Source organism: Frankia sp. AvcI1 (assembly GCF_001420875.1).
GTDB lineage: Bacteria > Actinomycetota > Actinomycetes > Frankiales > Frankiaceae > Frankia > Frankia alni.
On the sequence record NZ_LJFZ01000025.1, the window covers coordinates 1 to 23,098 of the forward strand.

The 23,098-nt window shown below is 74.0% G+C and carries 20 protein-coding genes and 21 pseudogenes; 13 read left to right on the forward strand and 28 right to left on the reverse strand.

Annotated elements, in window-relative coordinates; genetic code table 11:
* Positions 1-791 precede the first annotated feature (791 nt).
* The 9 genes and pseudogenes from UK94_RS22440 to UK94_RS62125 form a co-directional block, all read right to left on the reverse strand.
* Entirely contained in the window at positions 792-1,964 is a 1,173-nt protein-coding gene (locus tag UK94_RS22440; RefSeq protein ID WP_041939349.1) for an acetyl-CoA hydrolase/transferase C-terminal domain-containing protein, read from the reverse strand.
* A gap of 48 nt (positions 1,965-2,012) precedes the next feature.
* The coding region (locus UK94_RS62110) for a thiolase family protein (protein ID WP_235489255.1) at positions 2,013-2,635 on the reverse strand (623 nt) is incomplete at its 5' end.
* 1 nt (position 2,636) lies between these two features.
* Positions 2,637-2,780 (reverse strand): annotated as a pseudogene (locus UK94_RS62115) (thiolase family protein); the annotation flags it as partial.
* A 1-nt stretch (position 2,781) separates the two neighbouring features.
* Positions 2,782-3,102: pseudogene (locus UK94_RS62120) on the reverse strand (beta-ketoacyl synthase N-terminal-like domain-containing protein); the annotation flags it as partial.
* A 1-nt stretch (position 3,103) separates the two neighbouring features.
* A pseudogene (locus UK94_RS74700) lies at positions 3,104-3,164 on the reverse strand (hypothetical protein); the annotation flags it as partial.
* The coding region (locus UK94_RS22450; protein WP_235489256.1) for an OB-fold domain-containing protein at positions 3,151-3,562 on the reverse strand (412 nt) is incomplete at its 5' end. The gene UK94_RS22450 and the pseudogene UK94_RS74700, both read right to left, overlap by 14 nt.
* Positions 3,563-3,686: 124 nt before the next feature.
* Complete coding sequence (locus UK94_RS22455; RefSeq protein ID WP_011604645.1) at positions 3,687-4,733, reverse strand: acyl-CoA dehydrogenase family protein; 1,047 nt, start codon at positions 4,731-4,733, stop codon at positions 3,687-3,689.
* On the reverse strand, positions 4,730-5,494 hold a 765-nt coding region (locus UK94_RS22460; RefSeq protein ID WP_235489259.1), incomplete at its 5' end, for an acyl-CoA dehydrogenase family protein. The genes UK94_RS22455 and UK94_RS22460, both read right to left, overlap by 4 nt.
* A gap of 1 nt (position 5,495) precedes the next feature.
* Positions 5,496-5,827 (reverse strand): annotated as a pseudogene (locus UK94_RS62125) (acyl-CoA dehydrogenase family protein); the annotation flags it as partial.
* A gap of 377 nt (positions 5,828-6,204) precedes the next feature.
* Here UK94_RS62125 and UK94_RS62130 point away from each other — a divergent pair.
* The 4 genes and pseudogenes from UK94_RS62130 to UK94_RS62140 all read left to right on the forward strand — a co-directional run.
* Positions 6,205-6,376: Rieske 2Fe-2S domain-containing protein (locus UK94_RS62130; protein ID WP_235489325.1), on the forward strand; the 172-nt coding region annotated here is incomplete at its 3' end.
* Position 6,377: 1 nt separating this feature from the next.
* Positions 6,378-6,566, forward strand: a pseudogene (locus UK94_RS74705) (Rieske (2Fe-2S) protein); the annotation flags it as partial.
* Position 6,567: 1 nt separating this feature from the next.
* Positions 6,568-6,763: pseudogene (locus tag UK94_RS62135) on the forward strand (Rieske (2Fe-2S) protein); the annotation flags it as partial.
* Position 6,764: 1 nt separating this feature from the next.
* Positions 6,765-7,224: pseudogene (locus tag UK94_RS62140) on the forward strand (Rieske (2Fe-2S) protein); the annotation flags it as partial.
* Here the strand turns inward: UK94_RS62140 and UK94_RS62145 are convergent.
* The 9 genes and pseudogenes from UK94_RS62145 to UK94_RS62185 all read right to left on the reverse strand — a co-directional run.
* A partial coding sequence (locus UK94_RS62145; RefSeq protein WP_235489261.1) for an amidohydrolase family protein occupies positions 7,221-7,411 on the reverse strand: 191 nt, incomplete at its 5' end. The pseudogene UK94_RS62140 and the gene UK94_RS62145 overlap by 4 nt on opposite strands.
* Before the next feature lies 1 nt (position 7,412).
* Positions 7,413-7,627, reverse strand: a pseudogene (locus UK94_RS62150) (hydrolase); the annotation flags it as partial.
* Positions 7,628-7,671: 44 nt separating this feature from the next.
* A pseudogene (locus tag UK94_RS62160) lies at positions 7,672-7,750 on the reverse strand (hypothetical protein); the annotation flags it as partial.
* Position 7,751: 1 nt separating this feature from the next.
* Positions 7,752-8,435, reverse strand: a pseudogene (locus UK94_RS62165) (hydrolase); the annotation flags it as partial.
* Between the two features lie 45 nt (positions 8,436-8,480).
* A complete protein-coding gene (locus UK94_RS22475) occupies positions 8,481-9,392 on the reverse strand; it encodes a TIGR03619 family F420-dependent LLM class oxidoreductase (RefSeq protein ID WP_011604641.1) in 912 nt (303 codons plus the stop codon).
* A 4-nt stretch (positions 9,393-9,396) separates the two neighbouring features.
* Positions 9,397-9,611 (reverse strand): amidohydrolase family protein (locus UK94_RS62170; protein ID WP_235489263.1); only part of this gene is annotated, 215 nt, incomplete at its 5' end.
* 9 nt (positions 9,612-9,620) lie between these two features.
* Positions 9,621-9,952: pseudogene (locus UK94_RS62175) on the reverse strand (amidohydrolase); the annotation flags it as partial.
* Position 9,953: 1 nt separating this feature from the next.
* Positions 9,954-10,042: pseudogene (locus UK94_RS62180) on the reverse strand (hypothetical protein); the annotation flags it as partial.
* 1 nt (position 10,043) lies between these two features.
* Positions 10,044-10,356: pseudogene (locus tag UK94_RS62185) on the reverse strand (amidohydrolase); the annotation flags it as partial.
* A 529-nt stretch (positions 10,357-10,885) separates the two neighbouring features.
* On the opposite strand from UK94_RS62185, the gene UK94_RS22485 reads away from it, so the two are divergent.
* A complete protein-coding gene (locus tag UK94_RS22485) occupies positions 10,886-11,548 on the forward strand; it encodes a TetR/AcrR family transcriptional regulator (protein ID WP_011604639.1) in 663 nt (220 codons plus the stop codon).
* 49 nt (positions 11,549-11,597) lie between these two features.
* Here the strand turns inward: UK94_RS22485 and UK94_RS62190 are convergent.
* The 4 genes and pseudogenes from UK94_RS62190 to UK94_RS74710 all read right to left on the reverse strand — a co-directional run.
* Positions 11,598-12,092, reverse strand: a 495-nt coding sequence (locus UK94_RS62190; RefSeq protein WP_235489266.1) for a class I adenylate-forming enzyme family protein, incomplete at its 5' end; no start/stop codon positions are given.
* Position 12,093: 1 nt separating this feature from the next.
* A pseudogene (locus UK94_RS62195) lies at positions 12,094-13,027 on the reverse strand (AMP-binding protein); the annotation flags it as partial.
* 1 nt (position 13,028) lies between these two features.
* A pseudogene (locus tag UK94_RS62200) lies at positions 13,029-13,087 on the reverse strand (hypothetical protein); the annotation flags it as partial.
* Between the two features lies 1 nt (position 13,088).
* A pseudogene (locus UK94_RS74710) lies at positions 13,089-13,283 on the reverse strand (cyclohexanecarboxylate-CoA ligase); the annotation flags it as partial.
* A gap of 231 nt (positions 13,284-13,514) precedes the next feature.
* Between UK94_RS74710 and UK94_RS22495 the strand changes: the two are divergent.
* Positions 13,515-14,741, forward strand: a complete 1,227-nt coding sequence (locus tag UK94_RS22495) for a CoA transferase (protein ID WP_055751421.1) — start codon at positions 13,515-13,517, stop codon at positions 14,739-14,741.
* Here UK94_RS22495 and UK94_RS22500 read toward each other — a convergent pair.
* The 3 genes and pseudogenes from UK94_RS22500 to UK94_RS22510 form a co-directional block, all read right to left on the reverse strand.
* A partial coding sequence (locus UK94_RS22500) for a MaoC/PaaZ C-terminal domain-containing protein (RefSeq protein WP_235489270.1) occupies positions 14,714-15,026 on the reverse strand: 313 nt, incomplete at its 5' end. The genes UK94_RS22495 and UK94_RS22500 overlap by 28 nt on opposite strands.
* Position 15,027: 1 nt before the next feature.
* Positions 15,028-15,187 (reverse strand): annotated as a pseudogene (locus UK94_RS62205) (MaoC/PaaZ C-terminal domain-containing protein); the annotation flags it as partial.
* A 1,332-nt stretch (positions 15,188-16,519) separates the two neighbouring features.
* Positions 16,520-16,940, reverse strand: a pseudogene (locus UK94_RS22510) (OB-fold domain-containing protein); the annotation flags it as partial.
* A gap of 398 nt (positions 16,941-17,338) precedes the next feature.
* Between UK94_RS22510 and UK94_RS22515 the strand changes: the two are divergent.
* The 7 genes and pseudogenes from UK94_RS22515 to UK94_RS22530 all read left to right on the forward strand — a co-directional run bounded on the left by UK94_RS22515 (position 17,339) and on the right by UK94_RS22530 (position 21,097).
* Positions 17,339-18,145, forward strand: a complete 807-nt coding sequence (locus UK94_RS22515; RefSeq protein WP_011604634.1) for an enoyl-CoA hydratase-related protein — start codon at positions 17,339-17,341, stop codon at positions 18,143-18,145.
* Positions 18,142-18,841: acyl-CoA dehydrogenase family protein (locus tag UK94_RS62210; protein ID WP_235489273.1), on the forward strand; the 700-nt coding region annotated here is incomplete at its 3' end. The genes UK94_RS22515 and UK94_RS62210, both read left to right, overlap by 4 nt.
* Before the next feature lie 44 nt (positions 18,842-18,885).
* A partial coding sequence (locus UK94_RS74715; protein WP_268761562.1) for a hypothetical protein occupies positions 18,886-18,975 on the forward strand: 90 nt, incomplete at its 3' end.
* 1 nt (position 18,976) lies between these two features.
* Positions 18,977-19,377: pseudogene (locus UK94_RS62220) on the forward strand (acyl-CoA dehydrogenase family protein); the annotation flags it as partial.
* 455 nt (positions 19,378-19,832) lie between these two features.
* Positions 19,833-20,233 (forward strand): acyl-CoA dehydrogenase family protein (locus UK94_RS62225; RefSeq protein ID WP_268761563.1); only part of this gene is annotated, 401 nt, incomplete at its 3' end.
* Between the two features lies 1 nt (position 20,234).
* Positions 20,235-20,390 (forward strand): annotated as a pseudogene (locus tag UK94_RS62230) (acyl-CoA dehydrogenase); the annotation flags it as partial.
* Positions 20,391-20,419: 29 nt separating this feature from the next.
* On the forward strand, positions 20,420-21,097 hold the full coding sequence (locus tag UK94_RS22530; protein WP_011604631.1) for a TetR/AcrR family transcriptional regulator: 678 nt from the start codon (positions 20,420-20,422) through the stop codon (positions 21,095-21,097).
* A 59-nt stretch (positions 21,098-21,156) separates the two neighbouring features.
* Here the strand turns inward: UK94_RS22530 and UK94_RS62235 are convergent, their stop codons facing one another.
* The 3 genes and pseudogenes from UK94_RS62235 to UK94_RS62245 form a co-directional block, all read right to left on the reverse strand.
* Positions 21,157-21,573 (reverse strand): VOC family protein, encoded by a 417-nt coding sequence (locus tag UK94_RS62235; protein ID WP_235489330.1) that lies wholly within the window; start codon positions 21,571-21,573, stop codon positions 21,157-21,159.
* An 872-nt stretch (positions 21,574-22,445) separates the two neighbouring features.
* On the reverse strand, positions 22,446-22,675 hold a 230-nt coding region (locus tag UK94_RS62240), incomplete at its 5' end, for an isochorismatase family protein (protein ID WP_235489276.1).
* Between the two features lies 1 nt (position 22,676).
* Positions 22,677-23,048 (reverse strand): annotated as a pseudogene (locus UK94_RS62245) (isochorismatase family protein); the annotation flags it as partial.
* Between the last annotated feature and the right edge of the window lie 50 nt (positions 23,049-23,098).

Sequence of the window (23,098 nt, forward strand, 5' to 3'; positions counted from 1 at the left end):
ACCCCAGCCCCATCCCCGACCAGCCCTGGCGCCGATCGAACGCCGCCACCGCCAGCAGCCAGGCACACGTCGCCGCCGCGATCCGCCCCGCCCACCGGCAGATCACCTCCTCCACCTCCCCCAACGACGCCGACTCCACATCCACCCCCAGCGCCGAGGAGGCGGCAGGATCGGCGGAANCGGGGAACACAGGAACAGCCATCATGATCACCGGGCCAGGGGTGTCGTCGAACAGGACTCGAACATCGTCCCACCCCCCACCGACAAAAACCCACCAAGATCAACCAGGCGGCAACGCCCACACACCGCCGCGACCGACCCGCACCCCCGCCCCGGACACGGAACCCGGCTTGCAGCACGGCGTCCGGGCATCAGGGCATCAGGGCGTCCGAACATGGAATGCCGCGGAACCCGCACCAGCCGGCGGCAGACCCGCAACGGCGCCTGGAAGCCACGCCGGCGACCAAGCCGGCGGCGTGGCCGGCAACCAAGCCGGCACCCCAAAGACGATCTTGGTGTTCCGCGGAACCGCGTCACGGTCATCGTGCCTGCGCCGCAGGGCGGGCGCGTGATTGCGTCGGTTCCGCTGCGGCTGGCGCTGCGCTCGGGCCTTGTCTGATGCTCGGGCGAGCTCGTCCCGGTCACTGCTGTGGCGTCTCGGTCATCTCCGCCGATCCGGGTCGGGGTCGGCCGGCCGGTGCGAGAGGCCTGCGTGGGAACGGACCATCCGGGTCCTACTTCAGCGCCAAACCGGACGCCGAACCCACCAGAGGAATTCGGGCACGCGGAGATCAGGATGACGCCGGGCGGTCCCAGAGGTGGTGGAGGGCGGCGGCGCGTTCGCGGCGGTCCAGGCCGCGCAGGTCGGCGGTGCCGTGTTCGGTGACGACGACGTCGACGTCGTGGCCGGGGGTGCTCACGGGGGCCGACAGACGCTCGACGAGGGTGGGGCGGCCGCGGTGGGTCGCCGGCATGGCGATGATGGACAGGCCGCCGGGCGAGCGGGCGCCGGCGGCGGCGTAGTCGGCGTGGCCGCCGACGCCGCCGACGGTCGCGCCAGGGAAGCCCTCCACGTTGACCTGGCCCTGCTCGTCAAGCTCGATCGCGGTGTTCACCGCGACGAACGGCAGCCCGCTCGACAGCCGGCCCAGGTCGTGGGTGTGCTCGATGGGATGCAGCAGCCGGCGGCCCGCCGCCCAGGCCAGCAGGCCGGGACCGCCGGCCAGGTAGGTCGTGACCGGGGTGCCGGCGAGCAGGCCGCGGCGGTCGAGGTCGACGACGCCCTCGGGCAGCAGGCCCGAGTCCATGTGCACGGGGGTGCGCAGCGCCTCCAGCACCGCGACGCCGAGCGCCCCCGGCCCGACCTGCAACCGGGCACCGGCGGGGACGAGGGCGGCGACCCGCTCGGCGATCGCCCGGTGCTCGTCGCCGGGGGGGCTGAACTCCAGCGCGATCGGCGGGGTGTCGGTCTCCCCCACCAGGACGAGCCGGTCGGCGGGCAGCGGGGGGCCCGCGTCGCAGTGCGGGGTGGCGTGGGCGACGACGCCGGCGACGCGGGCGCCGGCGGCGATCGCGGCGTGCATCCACGCCACCTCGGTACCGAAGGCGTAGCCGCCGCCGGGAGCCGGCACGACCGTGGCGACCAGCAGGTCCGGGCGCAGCGGACCGTGCAGCAGCGACGGCACCGCCGACAGCCGCACCGGCAGCGCGCGGACCCGCCCGTCGTCCACCGGCCGACGCAGCCCCCAGCCGGACATCACCGCGCGGACGTCGGCGAAGGCGGCGAGGTCGAGCTCCCGGTCGGCGACGGGCAGCCAGCCGAGCAGCAGCCGCACCCCGCCCGCCGCGGCAGCCGCGGCGGCGAGCTCGCCGGACACCGACCGCGGCGCGCCGATCCCGTCGGCCAGCGCCACCCGGCTGCCCGGCTCGACGAGCTCCGCCAGCTTCCCGCTCTCGACACTCATGCCAGCACCGACACTCACGCCATCACCCTCGTCGTCGGGTCAGTCAGCTCAGGTGGACAGGATGGTGACGGCGGCGGTGCCGGGGGCGCCGTAGAGATGGGCGTAGCCAACCCGCGGACTGCCGGCGACCTGGCGGTCCCCGGCGCGGCCGCGAAGCTGGGTGACCAGCTCGTGGATCTGGCGCAGCCCGGAGGCGCCGACCGGCTCACCATTGGCGAGCAGCCCGCCGTCGGTGTTGACCGGCAGCTTCCCGCCGATCTCGGTGGCACCCTCGGCCAGCAGCGTCTCCTGCTCGCCGTCCTTGCAGAAGCCGTTCTCGGCCAGATGGATGATCTCCGAGCCGGCGTCGGTGTCCTGGAGCTGGGCGACGTCGACGTCCTCGGGGCCGATGCCGGCCTGCTCGTAGGCGGCCTGGGAGGCGAAGACGGTGGGGCTCGGGGCCGTCTCCAGCGGCAGCGACGGGCTGAGCAGCTCGAAGGCGCCCTCGCGGCGGGAGAACAGGGTGCTGGCGCGCAGGTAGATCGGCTTGTCGGTGTACTTCGACGCCAGGTCCGCGCGGGCGAGCACGACCGCGGCGGCGCCCTCGTCCGGCGAGCAGTACATGTACTGGGTCAGCGGGTAGTTCAGGTACTGCGACTCGAGGATCTGCTCGGCGGTCATCGGGGTGCGCCNCCATGCCCGCGGGTTCGCCGCGCCGTTGCGGAACGCCTTCGCCGCCGCCCGGGCCAGCGTGATCGGGGTGATACCGAAGTCGTGCATGTAGCGGTTGATCTTCATGCCGAAGAAGTGCGTGGTGAGGAACAGGCCGGCCTCGCCNTACCAGCCGGGCAGGCCGGAGACCGACGGGTGGTCGGAGAACGCGCCGCGGGGGTGCTTGTCCAGGCCGATGGCGATCGCGATGTCGGCGTCGCCGAGGCGGATGGAGTGCGCCGCCATCGCCAGCGAGGTCGCGCCCGTCGCGCAGCCGGTGAACACCGCCCGGCCCGGCACGCCGGTCAGGCCCAGCAGGCCGACGATCGCCTCGGGGTTCTTGACCTCCATGCTGCCCGCGTAGAGCGCCTGGATGGCCGACCACTCGACCCCGGCGTCGGCGAGGGCCTCGATGACGGCGTCCTCGCCCATCTCCAGCGCCGACTTGNCGGGGTAGCGCCCGAACGGGTGCAGGCCCGTGCCGATGATCGCAACGTCACTCGGAGCCATCGCCGTGTCCCTCCTCGGCCCCGACCGGGGCGAACGCGTAGATCAAGGTCTGGTTGCCGTCGGCGTCGGTGCCGAACGGGACGATGCGCAGTTCCATCTCCTGGCCGATGTGCAGCTTGTCGGGGTCGGCCTCGGTGAGCCGGGCCTCGACCCGCAGCGCGCCGGGCAGCTCGACGTAGCCGACCGCGAACGGCTCGAACGTCTTCGGCGTGTCGTCGCCGGTGTAGGGCGGGGACGGCGGGCGGAACCGCTGGCCCGTGAACGTCCAGAGCGTGCCGCGGCGCGGCAGCTCCACCCGCTCCAGCTCCTCGTTGACGCCCCCGACCAGCTTGTGGCTGCGGTACGGGAAGACGACCTTGCCGTCCGACGACCGGCCGCCGATCAGGGCGGGTTCCTCCNCCGGCCAGGTGAACAGATCTTCGGCCAGGGGTACCTGCTGTGCCATTCCCACTCTCCTTCGAGCCTTCGAGCCTGTGCGCGGTCGAGCCTGTGCGCGGGTGGAGCGGTCGAGCGGTCGAGCGGTCAGACGGAGGCGCCGGTGACCAGCGCCCACAGCGGTTCGTCCGAACCGGTGGCGACCACCTCGTCGCCGAGCAGCCGCTCCCAGCGCCGCTGCGTGCCCTCGTCGTCGCGCCACGACCACAGCCGACGGGTCACCAGGTGCAGCGGGTACTCCTGGGTGATGCCGATCGCGCCGTGCAGCTGGTGGGTGTCCGTCGCCACCGTCCCGGCGCTGCGGGCCGCCACCGCGCGGGCCGCCGCCGCGGTGCCGCGCCCCGGGCGGGTCACGGCGACGCTGAGCGCCGCGTCGAGCAGGTCGCGCTCGACGGCCAGGCCGGCGACGAGCTGGCGCACCGCGGGCAGCGCCGACAGCGGCCGGCCGAACTGCTGGCGGGTGGTGACGTGGTCCTTGGTCAGCGTGCAGGCCCGCTCGACGGCGCCGGAGATCGCCGCGGCACGCAGCACCGCGACGCGGTCGAGCACGTCCCCGGCGAGCCCCGCGGAGGCCGCGGCGACGCGGTCGGCGGGCACCCGCAGGCCGTCGAGGCGCAGCGTCCCCGACGGCTCGTCGGCCAGGTCACGCTCGGGCGGGGTGGCGCTCGCCGCGGCGTCGAGGATGGCGACGACGGTGGCGTCGGCCTGCTCGACGACGAGCACGACCGTGGGCACCTCGGACAGCCAGCGAACGCGCGCGACGGTGCCGTCAAAGATCCAGTCGCCCGCGTCGCCGCCGTCGGCGCCGTCGCGGCGGGCCTCGACGGAGCCGGCGGGAGCCAGCGCCACCGCGGCGCGCTCGGCGGTCGCGGCGACGGGCAGGCCGGCGCCGGCCAGCGCCCAGGCGGCCAGGCCGGTCTCGATCAGGGGGACGGCGACGGCGTGGCGCCCGACGCCCGCGGCGAGCTCGGCGACCGCGGCGAGATCCCCGCCGGCGCCGCCGTCGTCCTCGGCGACGCCGACGACCGGCCAGCCGAGTTCGGTCAGCAGCGCCCACAGCGCGCCGGGGGCGGTGTCGGTGTTCGCCCCGAGCACGTCGTCGACGACGGGGCGCAGATCGGCATCGAAGATCATCGTGGCAGCTCCGCCCGGCTGATGACGGTGTACAGGACTTCCGACGAGCCGCCGCGGATCGACGCACCGGGCACGACGGCCAGGCCGTCGACGAGCAGCCGGTGAGCCTCGGTGTCGCCCTCGCAGACGTCGAGGACGTACCGGGCGGTCTCCACGACGTCCTTCTCGAACCGGGTGCCGGCGAGCTTGAGGCCCGCGGCCAGGCGCACCGGCGCCTCGCCCTGGTCGAGGGCGCCGGCGAGCTGCAGGCCGAGCTGGCGCAACGCGGTCAGGCGCGCGGCCAGCTCGCCGAGGCGCTCGGTGGCGGCCCGGTCGGGATGGCGCGCGACGGTGCGGATCATCGCGGCGAGCACGGGGTAGGTGCTCAGGTAGCGCTCCACCCCGCCGCGCTCGAAGGCGAGCTGCTCGGTGACCTGCTTCCAGCCGGCGCCGACCGTGCCGAGCACGCGGTCGTCGGGCACGTGCACGTCGTCGAGGATCACCTCGTTGAAGTGGTGCTCCCCGACGAGGTCGAGGATGGGCCGCACGGTGATGCCGGGGGTGTCGGCGTCGACGAGGAACTCGGTCAGGCCCTCGTGCTTGGAGGCCCCCTCGCCGGTGCGGGCGAGGATGTACAGGTGGGTGGCGTGGTGCGCCGAGGTGGTCCACACCTTCGCCCCGGTGATCGACCAGCCGCCGTCGATCGCCGTCGCCCGGGTACGCACGGCGGCGAGGTCCGAGCCGGCCTCGGTCTCGGACAGGCCCAGACCGACGACGACCTCNCCACGGCAGATCTTCGGCAGGATCTCGGCGCGCTGGCCCTCGGTGCCGACCCGAAGGATCGTCGGGCCGATCTGGCGGTCGGCCGTCCAGTGCGCGGTGACCGGAGCACCGGCGCGCAGCAGCTCCTCGGTGACGACGAACCGCTCGGTGTTCGACCGCCCGCCGCCGCCGTACTCGGTCGGATAGGTCATGCCGATCCAGCCGCGGCGGCCGAGCTCGCGGGTGAAGTCGGGGTCGTAGCCGCGCAGCCAGCTGTCGTTGCGCGCCACGATGCCGGCCTCGGCGACGAACGCGCGGACCTCCCGGCGCAGCTTGTCGTGGGGGTCGGCCATCAGCCGACCTCGTCGCGGGCGACGATCATGAGGTTTCCTCCGAGTGCGCAGCCGCCGCGGGACGCCGCTCGCACCGATGTCGGCGGGATGCTTCGCACCGCGGCCCGGGGGGNGCGATCCAGCCCGCACATCGTAGTTGACGATTTCGTCAGAAGTAAACCGCCGCGCCGGCCGCCGGGCCGGCGCGGACCGAGGCCGGCACGTCACCGGGCGAGCAGCCGGCGAGCCGCCCGGCGGCCGTCGACCGTCGGCTTGTCCGGGAATGCCGTTCCCCGTAGGGTGCATTCATTCTGGGAAGTCCCGCAGGCCGGGAGAACGCGGAGGTCGGGGCAGTGAAACTGCACGGTTTGGATTTGGCGCTGACCGGATGGTTCCAGGTGGCGTGGTCGGTCGACGTCGGCCCGGAACAGGTCGTCCCGCTGCGGTACTTCGGCCGGGACCTCGTCGCCTACCGCGGTCGCGACGGCGTGGTCCGTGTCCACGACCGGTACTGCCGGCATCTCGGCGCGAGCCTGGCCCACGGCGGCTGCGTCGTCGACGACGGCATCCNCTGCCCGTTCCACGGCTGGGTCTGGAGCCCGGAGGGTCGCAACGTGTCGATCCCCTACCAGGAGCGGCCCAACCGCGGCCCGAAGCTGGGAACCTGGACGGTGGCCGAACGCAACGAGACGATCTACGTCTGGCACGACGCCGCCGGCCGGGAGCCGCTGTGGGAGGTCCCCGACGCACTCGGCGACGCNCCACACGCGGCGAGCCGGCGTTTCCACCCGGCCGGCGTGGAGGGCCGCCAGCACTTCCGCGACCTGCGCGCCCACCCGCAGATGGTGCTGGAGAACGTCGTCGACCCGCACCACTTCCAGTTCGTCCACCACACCTCGCGCAGCCCGGTGGTGCTCGAAGAACGCGTGGAGGGGCCGCAGTGGTGGTCGCGGGTCGNCTTCGGGCGCGGCTGGGCGGAGCACGCCCTCGACGCCGCGGGAAGGCTGCGCACCGACAGCGCGAACACGATCGAGATCCTCTGGTCCGGCCCCGGCGTCAGCGTCAACGTCGAGCACATGGGCGAGGGCGTCCGGGTCATCTCGATCAACACCACGCCGGTCGAGGACGGCCGCACGGAGATCTTCGCGACCTACTGGATCGACGAGCTCGACGGCGACCTCGCCGACGGAACCTACGAACGGCGCATGGCCGACGCCAAGCTGGCGCTACCTGACGACATCGTCATCTGGACCAACCAGACCTTCCTCGACGCGCCGGCGCTGGCGACCGAGGAGGCCCGCGGTTTCCGCGCGCTGCGCAGCTGGTCCGCGCAGTTCTACCCGGACGCGGCGGTCGGCCCCGAGGCCCGCAGGACCGCCGCCGCGCCACAGGACGCTGCAGGAGCTGCGAGCCGCTAGAGCTGCAGCAGGGACTTGAGGTTGTCCGAGAGGATCAGCTTGCGGTCCTCCTCGGAGAGCACGGCGGCGTCGCGGACGAAGGCACCCGGAGTCGGCAGGCCCTCCGGGTGCGGCCAGTCCGACCCGAAGATGATGTGCCCGATGCCGAGGGCGTCGGAGAGCGCGAGCAGGTCGTCCTCGTAGAACGNCGCGACCCAGACGTGCTCGCGGAAGCTCTCCACCGGGTCGACGGCGAACTTCTGCGGGATCTTGCCGTAGGCGCTGCGGATCCGGCGGACGAGGTCGAGCACCCAGGTGGAACCGGCCTCGATGGTGGCGACCTTCAGCGCCGGGTGCCGCTCGAACACGCCGTGGCCGACCAGCGCCGCGATGGTGTCCTGGATGGGCCGCTCGACGTGCAGCTNCATGATCTCGGGCAGNGGCGTGGTGCGCAGGCCCTCGAAGGCNCCCTCGCCCCACTTCTCGGCGACCCACTCGTAGCCGGCCTCACCGGTGTGGTATGACACGACGATGCCGGCCTCGGCCGNGGTCGCCCAGAACCGGTCGAAGATCGGGTTGCCCGGGGAGCGGGTGATCGCGCCGGCGCGGACGGGGCCCGGCACCAGCACGACGATGCGGGCGCCGGCGTCACGCACCCGCTCCAGCTCCTTGACGGCCAGGTCGGGGTCGGCCAGCGACAGCACCGGCGTCGAGATGATGCGGTCCTGGTACGAGTAGCCCCACTCGTCCTCGATCCACCGGTTGAACGCCTCGACGATGGCGTGCAGCGCGTCGGGCTTGTCGGTGAGCAGCCCCTCGACGGCGACCCCGACCGTCGGCAGCATGATCGTCGCGGCGACGCCCTGTTCGTCGAGCTTGGCGATGCGCGCGTCGCGGTCGGTGTACTCGGGCTGGCTCTCCTGCAGCCTGCCGACGAACGACGCCAGCTCCCGGCCCTCGGTGTTGTTGCTGCGGAAGTACTGCTCGAACACGCCGGGGGCGGCGACGGTCGGGAACGTCGGGTCCGGGTTGGTGGTGTAGAGCCTGTTGTTGATCACCATCCGGGTCCGGCCGTCCGGCGTCTGCAGAATCTTGATCAGCCGCTTGTACTCGGGCGCCAGGTGACGGGTGAGCGCGTCGGCCGTCTCGTAGTAGTGCTGGTCGGCGTCGTAGAGCGGGTAGCCCAGCGACGGGAGCACGGCCGCGTCGCCGGGGGCTGCCAGGGTGGTCATGGACTCTCCTCGTTGTCGAGCGTGNGGGACGTGAGCGGCAGTTCTTCAGAGCGGGGCAGACGCGAGGGCCTTGCCGAACAGCTCGATCTCGGCCAGGCAGTCGTCGATGCTGCGGGCGTGCGACTCGACCGACAGGTGCGTGACGCCCGCGGCCTCGTACCCGGGGGCGGCGGCCGCGAGCGCCTCGGCGGCGCGCGCCGGATCCCGGCTGACCTGCGGGGTGAAACAGACGTCGAAGGTGGACGGGCGGCCCGCCGCCACGCGCAGTTCACGCAGGGTGGCGATCCGCTCGCCGATCTCGTCGGCGGCCAGGCTCGGCGTGGTGGTGATCTCCGCCATCTGCGCGGGCTGCTCGAAGGGCAGCCAGCCGTCGGCGACCTCGGCGACCCGGCGCATCGCCGCCCGGCTGTTGCCGCCGATCCAGATCGGCGGGCCGGGGCGCTGCGCCGGGCGGGGCAGCATGACGTGGCCCGACGCCGGGAAGTACGGGTCGTCGTCGCGCTCGACGACCTCGCCCGTCCAGGCGGCGTGCATCGCGGCGATGGCCGCGTCGAACCGGCCGCCGCGGCCGTCGAACTGCGCGCCGAGCACGTCGAACTCGGGCTTCTGGTACCCGGCGCCCATGCCCACGATCAGCCGGCCGCCGGAGAGCAGGTCGAGGCTGGCCGTGGACTTCGCCGTCAGGTACGGGTTGCGGTAGCCGGCGACCAGGATGAACGTCAACAGGCGCACGCGCCGGGTGACCGCCGCCATGAACGCCAACGAGACGAACGGGTCGAAGGAGTGGTGGCCGCCACCGTCGATCCACGCGCTGGACGGGAAGGGGTGGTCCGTCGTGGAGACGATGTCGAAACCGCTCTCCTCGGCGGCGACCGCCACGTCGGCGAGGTCACGCTCGCCGATCCACCGCTCCCAGTGCTTCACCGCACGGGTCGGAAACTGGTAGTTGAACTCCACGGCGTCAGACCGCGACCGGGGACCGGTCACCGGCGGGGTCGCGCACCGGCAGGCCGAGTAGCCGCCGCGCGTTGTCACCCATGAAGTCGCGGGTCCGCTTCTCGTCCATGCCCTCGGCGTAGGCGTAGTAGCCGCGCGGCTCGGCGAGGCCCTCCGGGTGCGGGAAGTCGGAGCCGAACAGCACCCGGTCCCAGCCGACCGTGGAGATCACGTCGGCCANGGAGCCCNCCCAGAACGGGCTGACCCACACGTTGCGGCGGAACACCTCCAGCGGGTGCTCGGGGAACGCCTGCGGCATCTTGTTGTAGGCGGCCTGCAGGTCGTCGAACAGCGGGTGGATCCAGGCGCTGCCGTTCTCGATGCTGGCGATGCGCAGCTTCGGGAACCGGGTGAGCGTGCCGTGGCAGATCAGGCTGGTGAGCATGTCGGCGATCTCGCGGTGGCCGAGCGTCACCCAGCGGAAGGCGCTCATCTCGGTGAAGTCGTTGGAGTCCGGCGGCTCCCACCGGTTGATGTAGTCGTCCAGCGGCGGCTGGCTGGAGTGCAGCACCACCGGGATGNCGGCGCGCTCGACGTCGGCCCAGAACGGGTCGAACTCCGGCAGCGCCGGGGAGCGCCAGCCCCGCAGGCCCTTGACCGGCGCCGGCTTGNTCAGGACGACCTTCGCCCCGTTCTCCAGGACGTAGTCGAGCTCGCGGCGGGCGTCGTCGACCAGGGCGCAGCTGATGACCGGCGTCATGAACAGCCGGTCGGCGTGGGTGTAGCCCCAGGTGTCGAGCATCCATCGGTTGAGCGCGTGGATCATCGCGACGACGAGCTCGGGATCCTCGGCGGCGGAGTGCTCGACCAGGTTCGCCAGCGTCGGGTAGACCAGCGCCTCGTCGACGCCCTGGGCGTCCATCTCCACCAGGCGGGGGGCGGGCTCGCGGAACGACGGGCGGGACTCGATGGCCCGCCCGGTCATCTCCCGCAGCGACTGGCCCTCGCGGTTCTGGCCGGAGAAGAACTTCTCCCAGGCACCGGGCGCCGCCACCCGGTCGAAGGTCGGGTTCGGGATGTAGTCGGTGATCTTGCCTCTGATCGCGATCCTGGTCGCCCGGCCGACCTGCACAAACTNCACCGCGCGCCGGTAGCGCTCCGGCAGGTGCCGGGTGAGCGCGTCCGGGGTCTCGTACATGTGCTGGTCGGCGTCGAAGATCGGCGCGTCGGTGAACTGCGTCACGGCTGCTGCTCCTCGCTGCCCGGGGGAACTCGCCGTCGGCGTCAGGTGCCGTCGACCGTGGGCGACCGGGCTTTCGCCACCTCGGTGCTGTCTCGCGTACTGCTGCGCGAGGCCACACTAAGCCGACTTGACGAAACTGTCAACTTTGTCAGAACGTAGCTGACACGGACATGTGGGACCCCGCCGGGTCACTTCGGCCGATGGCAGGCACCGGCGTCGACAGGTCCGTCAGGCCCGGCCCCGGCATGCCCCTCCTAGACTTGGGAGAATCATGGATGAGCCCCCTGCCGTCGATGCGATGGACGCGACGGACGCGACGGACGCGGTCAAGGCGGTTGACGCGGTCAAGGCGGCTCCCAGGGCCATGGGCCACCGCGCGGCCCGCACCCGCGGGCTCATCCTCGACGCGTCCCGCCGGCTGTTCCTGGAGCGCGGCTACGCGGGCACCCGGGTCAACAACATCACCGACGCCTGCGGCATCTCCCGCGCCGGCTTCTACACGTACTTCCGGGACAAGCGGGAAATCTTCGACACCCTGGGCGAGGCCACCTACCACGAGATCCTGCAGGTCATGGCGCGGTGGGAGACCATGGCACGCCCCTGCACCCAGGCGGACGTCGCGGCCTGGGTGTGGGAGTACTTCGCGTTCATGGACCGCCACGGCGCGTTCATCCTGTCCGCCCAGTCCGGCCCCGGCGATCTGGCCGTCGGCAGCGCGCGTAACAAGATGGAGCTGCGCGTGGTCTGGCTGCTCGGGGTGCACCTGCGGGGCCGTCAGCGCACGCCGACCGACGCCCCCGAGGCGCTGGGCCTGGCCGTCCAGTCGATGATGGACCGCGCCTGGTACCACTGCCACGGCCAGCACCTGCCGGTCGACGACACCGACGTCGTCGCCACCATCGCCGGCTTCATCATGGCGGTCCTGACCGCCTGACGCTGACGCCGGCCCTACCGCCTGATGCCGGCCCTGCGCGCGGTGCCGGTCAGGACTCGCGCGGCTCGAAGCGGGCGCGCAGCTGGGCCTTGGCGACCTTGCCGAGCCCGGTGCGCGGCATGAGATCGATCAGCTCGAGCTGCTCGGGCAGCTTCTGGCGCATCAGCCCGGCCTCGCGCAGCCACGCCGACAGCTCCGACAGCGACGGGACCGGCCGCCCGGGTCGGGCGACGACGACGGCGCACACGCGCTCGCCGCGATCGGGGTCCGGCAGGCCGATCACGGCGACCTCGGCCACGTCGGGGTGGCGGCCGAGCAGCGCCTCGATCTCCTGGGGGGCGATGTTCTCGCCCTTGCGGATGATGAGGTCCTTGAGCCGACCGACGATCTCGATGTGGCCGGAGGGGAGCAACCGGCCGAGGTCGCCGGTGCGGAACCAGCCGTCGGCGGTGAACGCCGCCCGGGTCGCCTCCGGGTCGGTGTAGCCGTGGCACACGCCGTGGCCGGCGACCTGCACCTCGCCGACGGCGCCCGGCGCGAGCGGNGCACCGCCCTCGTCGACGAAGCGCAGCCGGTTGACCGGCACCGGCCGGCCGTCGGTGGCGGCCAGCACGTCGGGCGGGTCGGCGATGGCGGCCACCGCCACCATCGGCACCTCCGTCATCCCGTAGTCGTGTGCGAGCACCGCGCCGAGCACCCGGTCCACCTCGCCGACCAGGTGCGGCGGGCAGGGGGCGCCGCCGCCCTTGAGGCTGCGCAGCGTCGGGATCAGCGGCTCCCCCGGGCGGGCGGCGGCGAGGTCGAGCAGCGCGGTGTAGAACGGCGTGCTGCCGCCGGTGGCGGTGACGTCATGGCGGCGGAAGAGCTCCACGGCCTGGTCGGGCACGAACGCCTCGAGCAGCAGGATCGGGAAGCCGGCGGCGAGCGCGGCGATGAGGTACTGGATCCCGCCGACGTGCGCCACCGGGAAGCCGACCGCGCCGACCTCCCCCGCGGCCCGGCCGAGACCGCTCACGCCGGCGAAACAGACCGCGGTCGCCAGCAGCGTGCCGTCGCTGTGCCGCGCCCCCTTCGGGATGCCGGTGGACCCGGAGGTGAAGTAGATCCAGCGCACCTCGTCCGGGAGGTGGTCCGCCCGGTGGTCCGCCCGCTGGTCCGCCCGCTGGTCCGGACGGGGGTCCTGGCCCGCGACCGCGCCGGGCGGGTCGGCCTCCGGCGCGTCGTGGCCGATCTCCAGCAGTCGGGGCGCGGGCCCGCCGGCGGCGGCGACCGCCTGGGCGATCGCCGTGAAGTCGGTGCCCCGCCACGTCCCCGGCACCAGGAAGACCTCCGCGTCGACGGCGGCGAGCGCGGCGCCCACCTCCCGCTCGCGGTAGATCGGGATGACCGGCGCCTGCAGGGCCCCGAGCCGGCGCAGCGCGATCATCACCAGCAGGGTGCTGATCCGCGTGGGGAGCTGCCAGGCCACCCGGGTGCCGGNCGTGACGCCCTCGCCCGCCAGGGCCGCCGCGACCCGGTCGACCTTCGCGTCGAACTCGGNGAAGGTCAGCCGGGCGTCGTGCTCGTCGACGAGCATCAGTGCGTCGGGGGTCGCCTGCGCGCGGCGGGCGACCAGCCCGTCGACCGTGGGAGCCGTCAGCAGCCACGGCCACTGCTCGGCGGCCTGCGCCAGGGCCACCGCCTCGGTCGCGGCCAGACCGCCCGCCGCGGACTGCTCGCTCGACACGGACGTCATGACGCGCCTCCTGAGACTCCGGCGTCCGGCGAGCAGACCACCGCGCCTCCGGCGGCGCGGCGGGGGTCCATGATCGACGGCTCCGCGGGTGACGGCTCCGCGGGTGACGGCGGCTCCGTGATTGACGGCAGTGTCGGACGGGTGCTCTCCTTGACCAGGGCAACCACATCAAAGAGTTGAATCCTTTGTCAACATGGCGCGGGCTGCCGCACCCAGCGAAGGAGACCTCGGATGAACCGACCCGCCACTGCGAGCACGGCCGGCACTCCGAGCACGGCCGCGGGTCCGCTCGCCGGGCTGCGGGTGCTCGACGCCGCCTCCCTGTACGCCGCCCCCCTGCTCGCGAGCCTGCTCGCCGACCAGGGCGCGGACGTGGTCAAGCTGGAGCCCCCCGGCGGGGACGCCTACCGGGCGACCGCGTTCTGGCCGCTGGTCGCGCGGGGCAAGCGGTCGGTCGTCCTCGACCCGGCCGACGCGGGCGGGCGGGCGGCGCTGCGCGGCCTGGTCGCCGCCGCCGACGTCGTCGTCGTCAACGAGCCGGCGGCGCGGCTGGCCGCCCGCGGCCTGGATCCCGCCACGATGCTCGCCGTCAACCCCCGCCTCGTCGTGGCGCACGTGAGCGGGTACGGCGCCGACGGCCCCGCCGCGGGACGGCCGGGCAACGGGACGATGGGCGAGGCGTTCGCGGGCCTGACGCACATGACCGGCGATGCGGACGGGCCGCCGATGCTGCCCTCGGTCCCGCTCGGCGACGCGGTGATGGCCTACGCGGGCGCCTTCGGGGTCGCCGCCGCCTGCCACGACGTGCGGGTCAACGGCGGGCCCGGCCGGGTCGTCGACGTCAACCCGGTGGAGGCGATGCTGCACGTCGTCGGCCCGACGCTGGTCACGGCGGCGGCGGGGGTCGGGGCCGGGGCCGCCCCGCCCGGGCGCCTCGGCGGCGGGCTCGCGGGCTCGGCGCTGCGCGACGTGTACGCCTGCGCCGACGGCGGCTGGCTCGCGGTGAGCGTCTCCACCCCCCGCCAGCTGCGCGACCTCGCCGCGATCGTCGGCGCGCCGGCCGGGACGGTCGGCGGGGAGCTCGGCGCCGCGGTGCGGGCGTGGGCGGGCGGGCTCGACCGCGCCGAGGCCGTGAACCGCCTCGCCGCCGCGCGGCTGCCCGGGGCGCCGGTCAACACCGCCCACGACGTGGTGACGGACCCGCACCTGCGCCACCGGGGAGCCCTGCGCACGCTGCGCACCCCGGAGGGCGCGACCGTCACCGTGCCGGCGCCGTCCCCCCGCGCCGCCCACGAGCCGGCCACGGGCGACCCGGCCACGAGCGCCACCCCCCTCGCCGGTGTGCTGCCCACGGTCGGGCAGCACACCGGCGAGGTCCTGCGTGCATGGGCTGCGTCAGCCCACGAACCGGCGGCTCACGAACCGGCGGCTCAGGAACCGGCGGCGTCGGCGAAGTAGTACCGGGCCAGCAGTTCGACGACGCAGCCGGGCTTGGCGGAGCCGTCGACGTCGATCGTCACCCGGTTGGTGACCTGGACGGCGCCGTCGTCGAGCTTGCGCAGGTCGATGAGGGTCGCGCGGGCGCGGATGCGCGCGCCGGCCCGCACCGGCGACGGGAAGCGCACCCGGTCCAGGCCGTAGTTGATGCCCATCCGGATGCCCTCGATGGTGCGCAGCTTGTTCATGAAGTACGGCACCAGCGAGGCGGTGAGGAAACCGTGGGCGATCGTCGCCCCGTACGGGNCGCCGGCTGCCCGCTCGGGATCGACGTGGATCCACTGGTGGTCCTCGGTGGCGTCCGCGAACAGGTCGATCCGCGACTGCTCCACGGTGAGCCAGTCGGTGGGGCCGATCTCGGTGCCGAGCGCGGCCTCCAGGTCGGCCGCGCTGCGGTAGATCTCCATCTGGGCGTTCTCCCTGTCCGTCGGGCTCAGCGGGTGCTGAGCAGCATCGCGCCGCCGACCGGGCCGCCGCCCACGCCCACGACCGCGACCTCGGGGCTGTTGCGCGCCTGCCGCTCGCCGCCCTCGCCCCAGAGCTGGACGCACGCCTCGTGCAGGAAGCCCATGCCGTGCAGCCGGCCGCCGGACAGCTGCCCGCCGGAGGTGTTCAGCGGCAGCGGGCCGTCCAGGGCGATGCGCTCGCCGCCCTCGATGAACGGCCCGACCTTGCCGTGCTCGGCGAAGCCCAGCGCCTCCAGCCACATGACGGTCAGGAAGCTGAACCCGTCGTAGAGCTGGGCGTGGTTGACGTCGGAGGCACGCAGCTTGGTGTGCTCCCACAGGGTGGCGGCCACGTCGTGCGCCGCCATGGTGGTGATGTCGACGCGCTGGTCCCAGGTGGCCCGCTCGAACATCCCGGTGCCGACCGACTCCACCGTCAGCGGGTGGNGCGGCAGCCCGGCCGCGGCGTCGCGCCGCGAGATGATGACCGCGGTCGCCCCGTCGCAGGGCACGTCGCAGTCGAACAGGCACAGCGGCTCGGAGATCATCCGGGCGCCCAGGTAGTCGTCGAGGGTGAGCGGGTCGCGGTAGATCGCGTCGGGGTTGAGCCCGGCGTTGGCGCGGGCGTTGAGCGGGATGGCGGAGAGCTGCTCGCGGGTGAGCCCGAAGTCGTGCATGTAGCGCTGCGCGGGCATGGACAGCCAGTTCGCCGCGGACAGCGCGCCGAAGGGGCCGGTGTACTCCAGGTGCCCGGACAGGGCCCCGNCGCCGAACAGCACCGACGCCCGGCCGGCGCCGGCCTGCGCGGTCGATTCCCAGACCGAGCGGTAGACGACGACGTGGTTGGCCAACCCCAGGGTGACGGCCATGCACGCCTCGATCGCCGGGCCGATCTGCCCGGCGGTCTCCGTCGAGGACAGGTACCAGCGGCTGCGCAGGCCGAGGGCGTTGNGGACCTCGGTGATCGTGGCCCCGGAGAAACCCAGGTCCGGCACGCCGGGCCCGGGGTAGCTGGCGATGCCGTCGATGTCGTCGACCGACAGGCCCGCGTCGGCGATCGCGCGGGTCACCGCCTCGATGGTCAGGTCCAGCCCGGTGCGCCCGAGGCGCCGGCCGACCTGGGACTTGCCGGCCCCGGTGACGACGGCCTTGCCGTCGAACGGCCCGCCGCTCATCGCGCACCCCCGACCGTTGCCGTGGCCGGCCGGAACAGCGGCAGCCACACCGGCGCGTCATCCGGACCGGGCTCGGCCGGCCACTGTTCGAAGAACACCTCTACCTCCAGGCCCACGNGCACCTCGTCGAGCGGGATGTCGACGATGTTGGTGATGAGGCGGACGTCCGGCTCGTCGGCGAGCTCCACCATCGCCACCACGTACGGCGGCGGGTAGCCGGGGATCCACGGCTGGCGGTTGATCGTGTAGGTGGCCACCGTCGCCCGGCCGGAGACCGGCTCCGGGCCGACGTCGGTGCTGCGGCAGCGCCAGCACACCGGGCCCGGCGGGTGGAAGAAATGTCCGCAGCCCCGACAGTGGCTGATCAGCAGCTTGCCGTCGCGCCCACCGGTCCAGAACGCCGCCGACTCGGCGGTCGGCTGCGGCAGCAGCCGCCGCTCGGGCCTCGCGTACGCCTGGGAACTCGCTGGTGCCGGGGAACTTGTGTCCGTCACGCCGCCTCCTCCCGCGACCCCGCGTGCCGTCGCGGTCGACGGCACCGGCCGGGCCGCGCGCTCGTCGGACGGCGCCCTCGGAGCCGCCGTCCGCAGGTCCCACAGTGGACCTCGGGGGCGGCTGACGCCGCCACCAGGAGCACCCNAGGAGAACTTGACATTTCCGTCAAACAACGGTCTCATGGCCGGGGTGGCGCACCACCGGTGGCGTTGCCAGGCAGGGCAGCGGGCAGTTGACGGGAGATTCACCCCCGGCGGACGAAGGCCGGCCGGAGGCGGCCCGGACGCCCGCCGCGGCCCGGCCGGTCGCGCGGCGGGCGGGGCACGGCACGCCGCGGGCCCACCGCCGACCTACCGACCTCGCCGACCGACCTCGCCGACGTACCGGCCCGCCGATCTTTCAGACCTATCGCAGGCGCACAGCAGGACCGACAGGAGAACTGATGGACAACCCGTTCGCGCCGGAGCTGCTCATCGAGGAGAGGGGTCCAGTCCGCCTCGTCACCCTGAACCGGCCGGAGGCGCTCAACGCGACGAACGAGGCGCTGCACCACGCCCTGGTCAGGGTGTGGCGGCATCTGGCGGAGGACCCGGACGCGCGCGCGGTCGTGCTGACCGGGGCGGGCCGGGCGTTCAGCGCCGGCGGCGACTTCCAGCACTTCGTCGAGCTGTGGGACGACCGTGAGCTGCGCCGCGCCGAGATCGACGGCGCCCGGCGGCTGCTCAACGAGATGGTCGACTTCCCGCTGCCGGTGGTGGCCGCGGTCAACGGCGCCGCGGTGGGTCTGGGCTGCAACCTGGCGGTGTGCAGCGACATCGTGCTGCTCGCCGAGAGCGCGTTCATCTCCGACCCGCACGTGGGCGTCGGGCTGACCGCGGCCGACGGCGGCGCGCCGACCTGGCCGCTGCTGATGGGCATGCTGCGTGCCAAGGAGTACCTGCTGACCTCCGAGCGCATCCCCGCCCACCAGGCCGTCTCGCTGGGCCTGGCCAACCGGGTGGTGCCCGACGCGGAGCTGCTCGACGAGGCGCTGAAGGTCGCGGACAAGCTCGCCGCCCAGCCGCCGCAGGCCGTGCAGAGCACCAAGCGGGCGCTGAACATGCACATCAAGCGGGCCGTGGCCGGCGTGCTGGAGTACGCCCTCGGCGAGGAGTTCGCCTCCTTCGACACCCCCGAGCACCAGGCGCTCGTGCGCAGCTTCCTCGAGCGTTCCAAGGCCCGGGCGGCCGCGGCGGGACGCCCCGCATGACCACCACGACGGCGACCGATCCGACGGCGAGCGGCCCGACGGCCGCCGAGGCGGTGACCGACCCGGCGGTCCTGCGCGACGACCTCGACGCCTACGCCCGCGGGCTGCGCGCGTGGCTGGCCAGCGAGCCGGCGCTGGATCGGTGGCGCGGGCGGCACTACCCGAACACCGAGGAGCGCATCGCCGACCACGGCCTGCTCATGGGTGTGCTGTTCCGCGCCGGCTGGAACCGCTACGGCTGGCCGGAGTCGGCCGGCGGCCTCGGCGGGGACGAGCGCCACCGCGCCGTCCTCTACGACGGCCTCGCCGCCGCCGGGCTGCCGATCCCCGCGCCGCACCTGATGCTGGAGACCCTCGGGCCGCCGGTGGTGCACTTCGCCCCCGAGCTCGCCGCCGCCTACCTGCCGGCCTACCTGCGCGGCGAACAATGGTGGGGGCAGGGCTTCTCCGAGCCGGAGGCCGGCAGTGACCTGGCGTCGCTGCGCTGCCGCGCGCGGCGCGAGGGCGACACCTACGTCCTGTCCGGGTCGAAGCTGTGGACCAGTCACGGGGCGACCTCGAGCCGGCTGGTGTGCCTGGTGCGCACCGGCACCCCGGAGTCGCGCCACCGCGGCCTGTCCATGATCATGCTCGACGCCGACGCGCCGGGCGTCACGATCCGGCCGATCGCGCTGGCCAGCGGCGAGAACGAGCTCGNCGAGGTGTTCTTCGACGACGTCGTGGTCCCCGCGTCCAACCTCGTGGGCGAGGAGGGCAAGGGCTGGGCCGTCGCGATGTACCTGCTGCAGTGGGAGCGGGCGATGTACGCCTGGCTCAGCGCCGCCGACGCGNTGCGCCGGCTGCGGGACCTGCGCGGGCAGGTCGCCACCCGGCTCGCCGCCGGCGCCCGGCTGCCCGACGGCGCGGCCGCGCGCCTGGGCTTCGTCTACGAGCAGATCATCGCGCTGCGCGCCCGCAGCGCCGGCACCGTGCGCCGCCTCGCCGCGGGCGACACGGTCGGCCCCGAGGCCAGCGTCGACAAGGTCCTGCTGGCCACCGTCGAGATCTCCCTGTTCGACCTCGCCCGCGACCTGCTGGGCACCGAGTTCGTCCTCGGCGCCACGGACGAGGTCAGGGCCTGGCGCAACGAGTGGTGGTTCTCCCGCTCGGCGACGATCCTCGGCGGCTCCGCCGAGGTCCAGCGCACGATCATCGCCGATCACGTCCTCGGCCTGCCGAAGGAGGCGAAGTGACCACTTCGGGACTCGATGACGCCACCGCCGAGCTGCTGGCGGGCTCCCTGCGGGAGGTGCTCGCCGAGGGCGGCGACCTCGCCGCGGCGCTGGCGGAGCTCGGCTGGGCCGACGTGCTCGCCGACGACCCGGCCCGCGCCACCACCCTGCTGTTCGCCGAGCACGGGCGGGCGCTGGCCCACTCCCGTGTCCTCGACGACGTCCTGCTCGCCGAGCTCGCCGGCGCGCTGCCCGCCGCGACCGGCCCGCGGGCCCTGCTCTACCCGCTGCACTCCGACCAGCCGGCCGACCCGCGCGGCCCGCTGACCGGGCTGCTGCTCGGCGGCCTCGACGGCATCACCGAGGTCGTCGTGCCGACCGCCCTCGACGCCGCCGACGCGGGCGACACCGCCGACGCGGGCGGCGCCACGCTGCGGATCCTGCCGGCCGAGCTGGTCGCGGCCGCCGCGCAGCCGGTGCGCGGCTTCGACACCGCCGCGGGCTGGCTCACCGTCTCCGCGGCGCCGGCGGGCGCGGCGGGCCCCGCCACCCCGGCCGGCGAGGCGTGGACCCGCGCCGTCGCCGCCGGGCGCCGGGCGCTCGCCGCCGAGATCATCGGCGGCTGCGAGGCGGCGCTGGCGATCGCGGTCGCGCACACCTCGGCGCGGGTCCAGTACGGCCGGTCCATCGCGACCTTCCAGGCCGTGCGCCACCGCCTCGCCGAGGCGCACGTGGCGGTCGAGTCGCTGCGCTCCGAGCTGACGGTGGCCTGGGGCAGCGCCGGGCAGGCGGACGGCGGCGCCTGGGCGGCGCGGCTGGTCAAGCTGCGGGCCGGGCTCGCCCAGGCCGAGGTCATGCGCCACGCCGTGCAGGTCTGNGGCGCGATGGGGCTGTCGCTGGAAAGCGAGCTGCACCGCTTCGTCGCCCGGACCGCCGCGCTCGACCTGCTGCTCGGCGACCACCGTACCCTGGCCGAACAGCTCGGCACCGAGCTTCTCGCCGGCGCCGAGCTCGAACCGGTCGTCGCGATCTGACCACCGCCGCCGTGGCCGGCGGTCGCCCCGTGCGGCCGCCCGCCACGGCGGCCACGGTCGACGCGCTCGAGATGATGGCCATGCAACCGTCCGACACTCCCCGACAACGCGCCCCCGTCTCGGCGGCGGACCTCGGCCCGCGCGCCGCGCGCACCCGGGCCGTCATCGTCGACACCGCCCGCGGGCTGTTCCTGCGCCACGGTTACGCGGGCACCAGCGTCGCCGACATCACCGAGGCGTGCGGCATCTCGCGGGCCGGGTTCTACACCTACTTCCGGGACAAGCGGGAGATCTTCGCCGAGCTCGGCCGGGCCGGGTACCAGTCCAGCCTCGCCGTCGTCGCCCGGCTCACCGCGGTGCCCGACGACTGGCCGGCCGCGGCCGTCGAGGAGTGGATCCGGCTCTACTTCACCCACCTCGACCAGCACGGGGCCTTCGCGCTGGCCGCGATGCTGTCCGCGCCGACGGACGCGGCCTTTCGCACCGACTCCCATCGCACGCAGATCCGCGTCGCCCGCAAGCTCGGCGAGTTGCTCCACGCCCGCCAGCACGACCCCGCCGGCTCGCCGGAGGCGGTCGGCCTGGTCGTGCTCGCGATGCTGGACCGCTGCTGGTACAAGATCCGGGCCACCGAGATCCGGATGGACGAGACCGACATCATCGCCGAGGCAGCGGCCCTGCTCGTCGCCACGATCCACCCCGGCTGAGCCGGGGTGGACTGCCCGCCGCCAGAGTCAGGCCGGCGGGGTCAGGCGGGTCAGGCGGGTCAGGCGGGTTCGGTGGGGCGGCGCACGGCCGAGCGGGGACGGTCGACGAACTCGACGACGGCACCGTCCGGGTCGTGCAGGAACAGCACCGTGAAGCCGCCGGTCGGCGTGTCCGGCATCGGCATGACGACCGGGTCGTCGACGTCGCCGATCGCGCCGTCGGCGACGAGCGAGGCGTGCGCCTCGCGGACGTCCTCCACGGCGAGCGCGATCCGGTAGAGGCCCTGGACGTTGGCCGGCGGCGTCGCCGTGGCCCCGGCGGGCGCGGGCTGCTGGACGAACTCCAGGGAGAACGTCGGGTCCTCGGGCAGGACCAGCGACGCGGTCGGTCCGGTCGGGCTCTCGCCACGGTCACGCACCGTCCAGCCGATCCCGGTGTACCAGGCGAGGGTGCGTTCGAGGTCGGTGCAGCGCATCCGCTCGTGGGACAGCAGCGGCAGCCGGCGCGGATCGCCGGGGGCGGCGGGGATCTCGACGACCTCGATGACGGCTCCGTCGGGGTCGGTCAGCCGCAACGCCGGGCGAACGGCGCCGCGGACCGCCAGTCCCTCGGGCACCGGTGTGAACGCGACGCCGGTGGCCTCCAGGCGCGCGGTGACGATGCGCAGGGACTCGACGCGGTAGCCCAGCGCCGTGAACCCGGTGGGCCGCTGGTCGGCGGTGGCGGGCACGGTGTGCGGCGTGGTCCAGNCGACCAGCTCGACGGCGGGGGCCGAGCGCGGGCCGCGCAGGTCGTAGAGGAACGTGGTGACGCTGGCGGTGCCGGCGCCCAGGCCCATGGTGGCGGTGTCGCCGTCGGTGCTGATCGAGCGCATCCGCGGCTCGCCGCCGAACAGCGACAGGTGGAAGGCGGCGGAGCGGTCGACGTCGACGGTGTTGAGGTTGCAGTGCAGCACGGCGTGGGCATGGTGGGCCGGGCTGGCAGAGGGGGCCGGGCGGGCAGAGGGGGCCGGGCTGGCAGAGGGGGCAGGGCGGGCGGACGGCGACGCCGCCGGGACGCCGCTCGCCGTCGACTCGGTGCTGGTGCTCATGGGGCGCCTCCGGGAAGGGGAGCCGGATCGGCCGCGGGGACCACGGCCGGTCCGGCGGTGCGGTCACGTTCGGTGCGGGTACGCGAGGACGCTCGGCGGACCGTCACGGGCCCAGCACCGCGGCCATCGAGCTCCGCCTGACCCTAGCCAAACTTGACACTTCCGCCAACACTTGTCGCGAACTCGGCTCAGGCTGCCTCGCGGCGTCAGACGGCTCGGCAGCTCAGACGGCTCGGCAGCTCAGACGGCTCGGCAGCTCAGACGGTCGCGGTGGCGGCGGCCCAGGCGGCGGCGAGGTCGTCGACCGTGGTGACGCGGGCGAGCATGGCGATCGTGTTCGCCAGGATGTGCTGGCCGTACTCGGCCGGGGTCGACGCGGCCGCGTCGCGCGTGACGATGACGTGGAAGCCCTCGTGCACGGTCTGCCCCACCGCGAGCGGGATCGCGACGTTGAGCGAGACGCCGGCGAAGACGACCGTGTTCACCCNGTGCCCGCGCAGGATCGGCAGCAGCTCGCTGCCCCAGGTCGGCGACAGGCCGTGGTGGCGCGGGATGATCAGGTCTGTGGGGTCGAGCAGGTCGGGCACGACCTGGGTGGCCGGGTGGCCGGGGCCCCAGTCCTTGCTGCTCTGGGCGGCGGTCCGCCACAGCGGCGCGGTCCCGGGGTCGGTGGACCCCAGCCAGCCCTCGAACGTGGCATGCACGACGAGCACTCCGGCGGACCGCGCGGCGGTGACCAGCCGGCGCAGGCCGTCGCGGATGTCGGCCGAGTCGGCCGCGAGCGACGGCAGCATGGAGTCCGGGCCGAGCACCCCGTTCTGGCACTCCACCAGGACGACCGCGCTGGTCCGGGGGTCGATCGGCCGCGGGGGGCNCTTGCCCGCGGTGTCGTTGTTTGACATCATCGTCA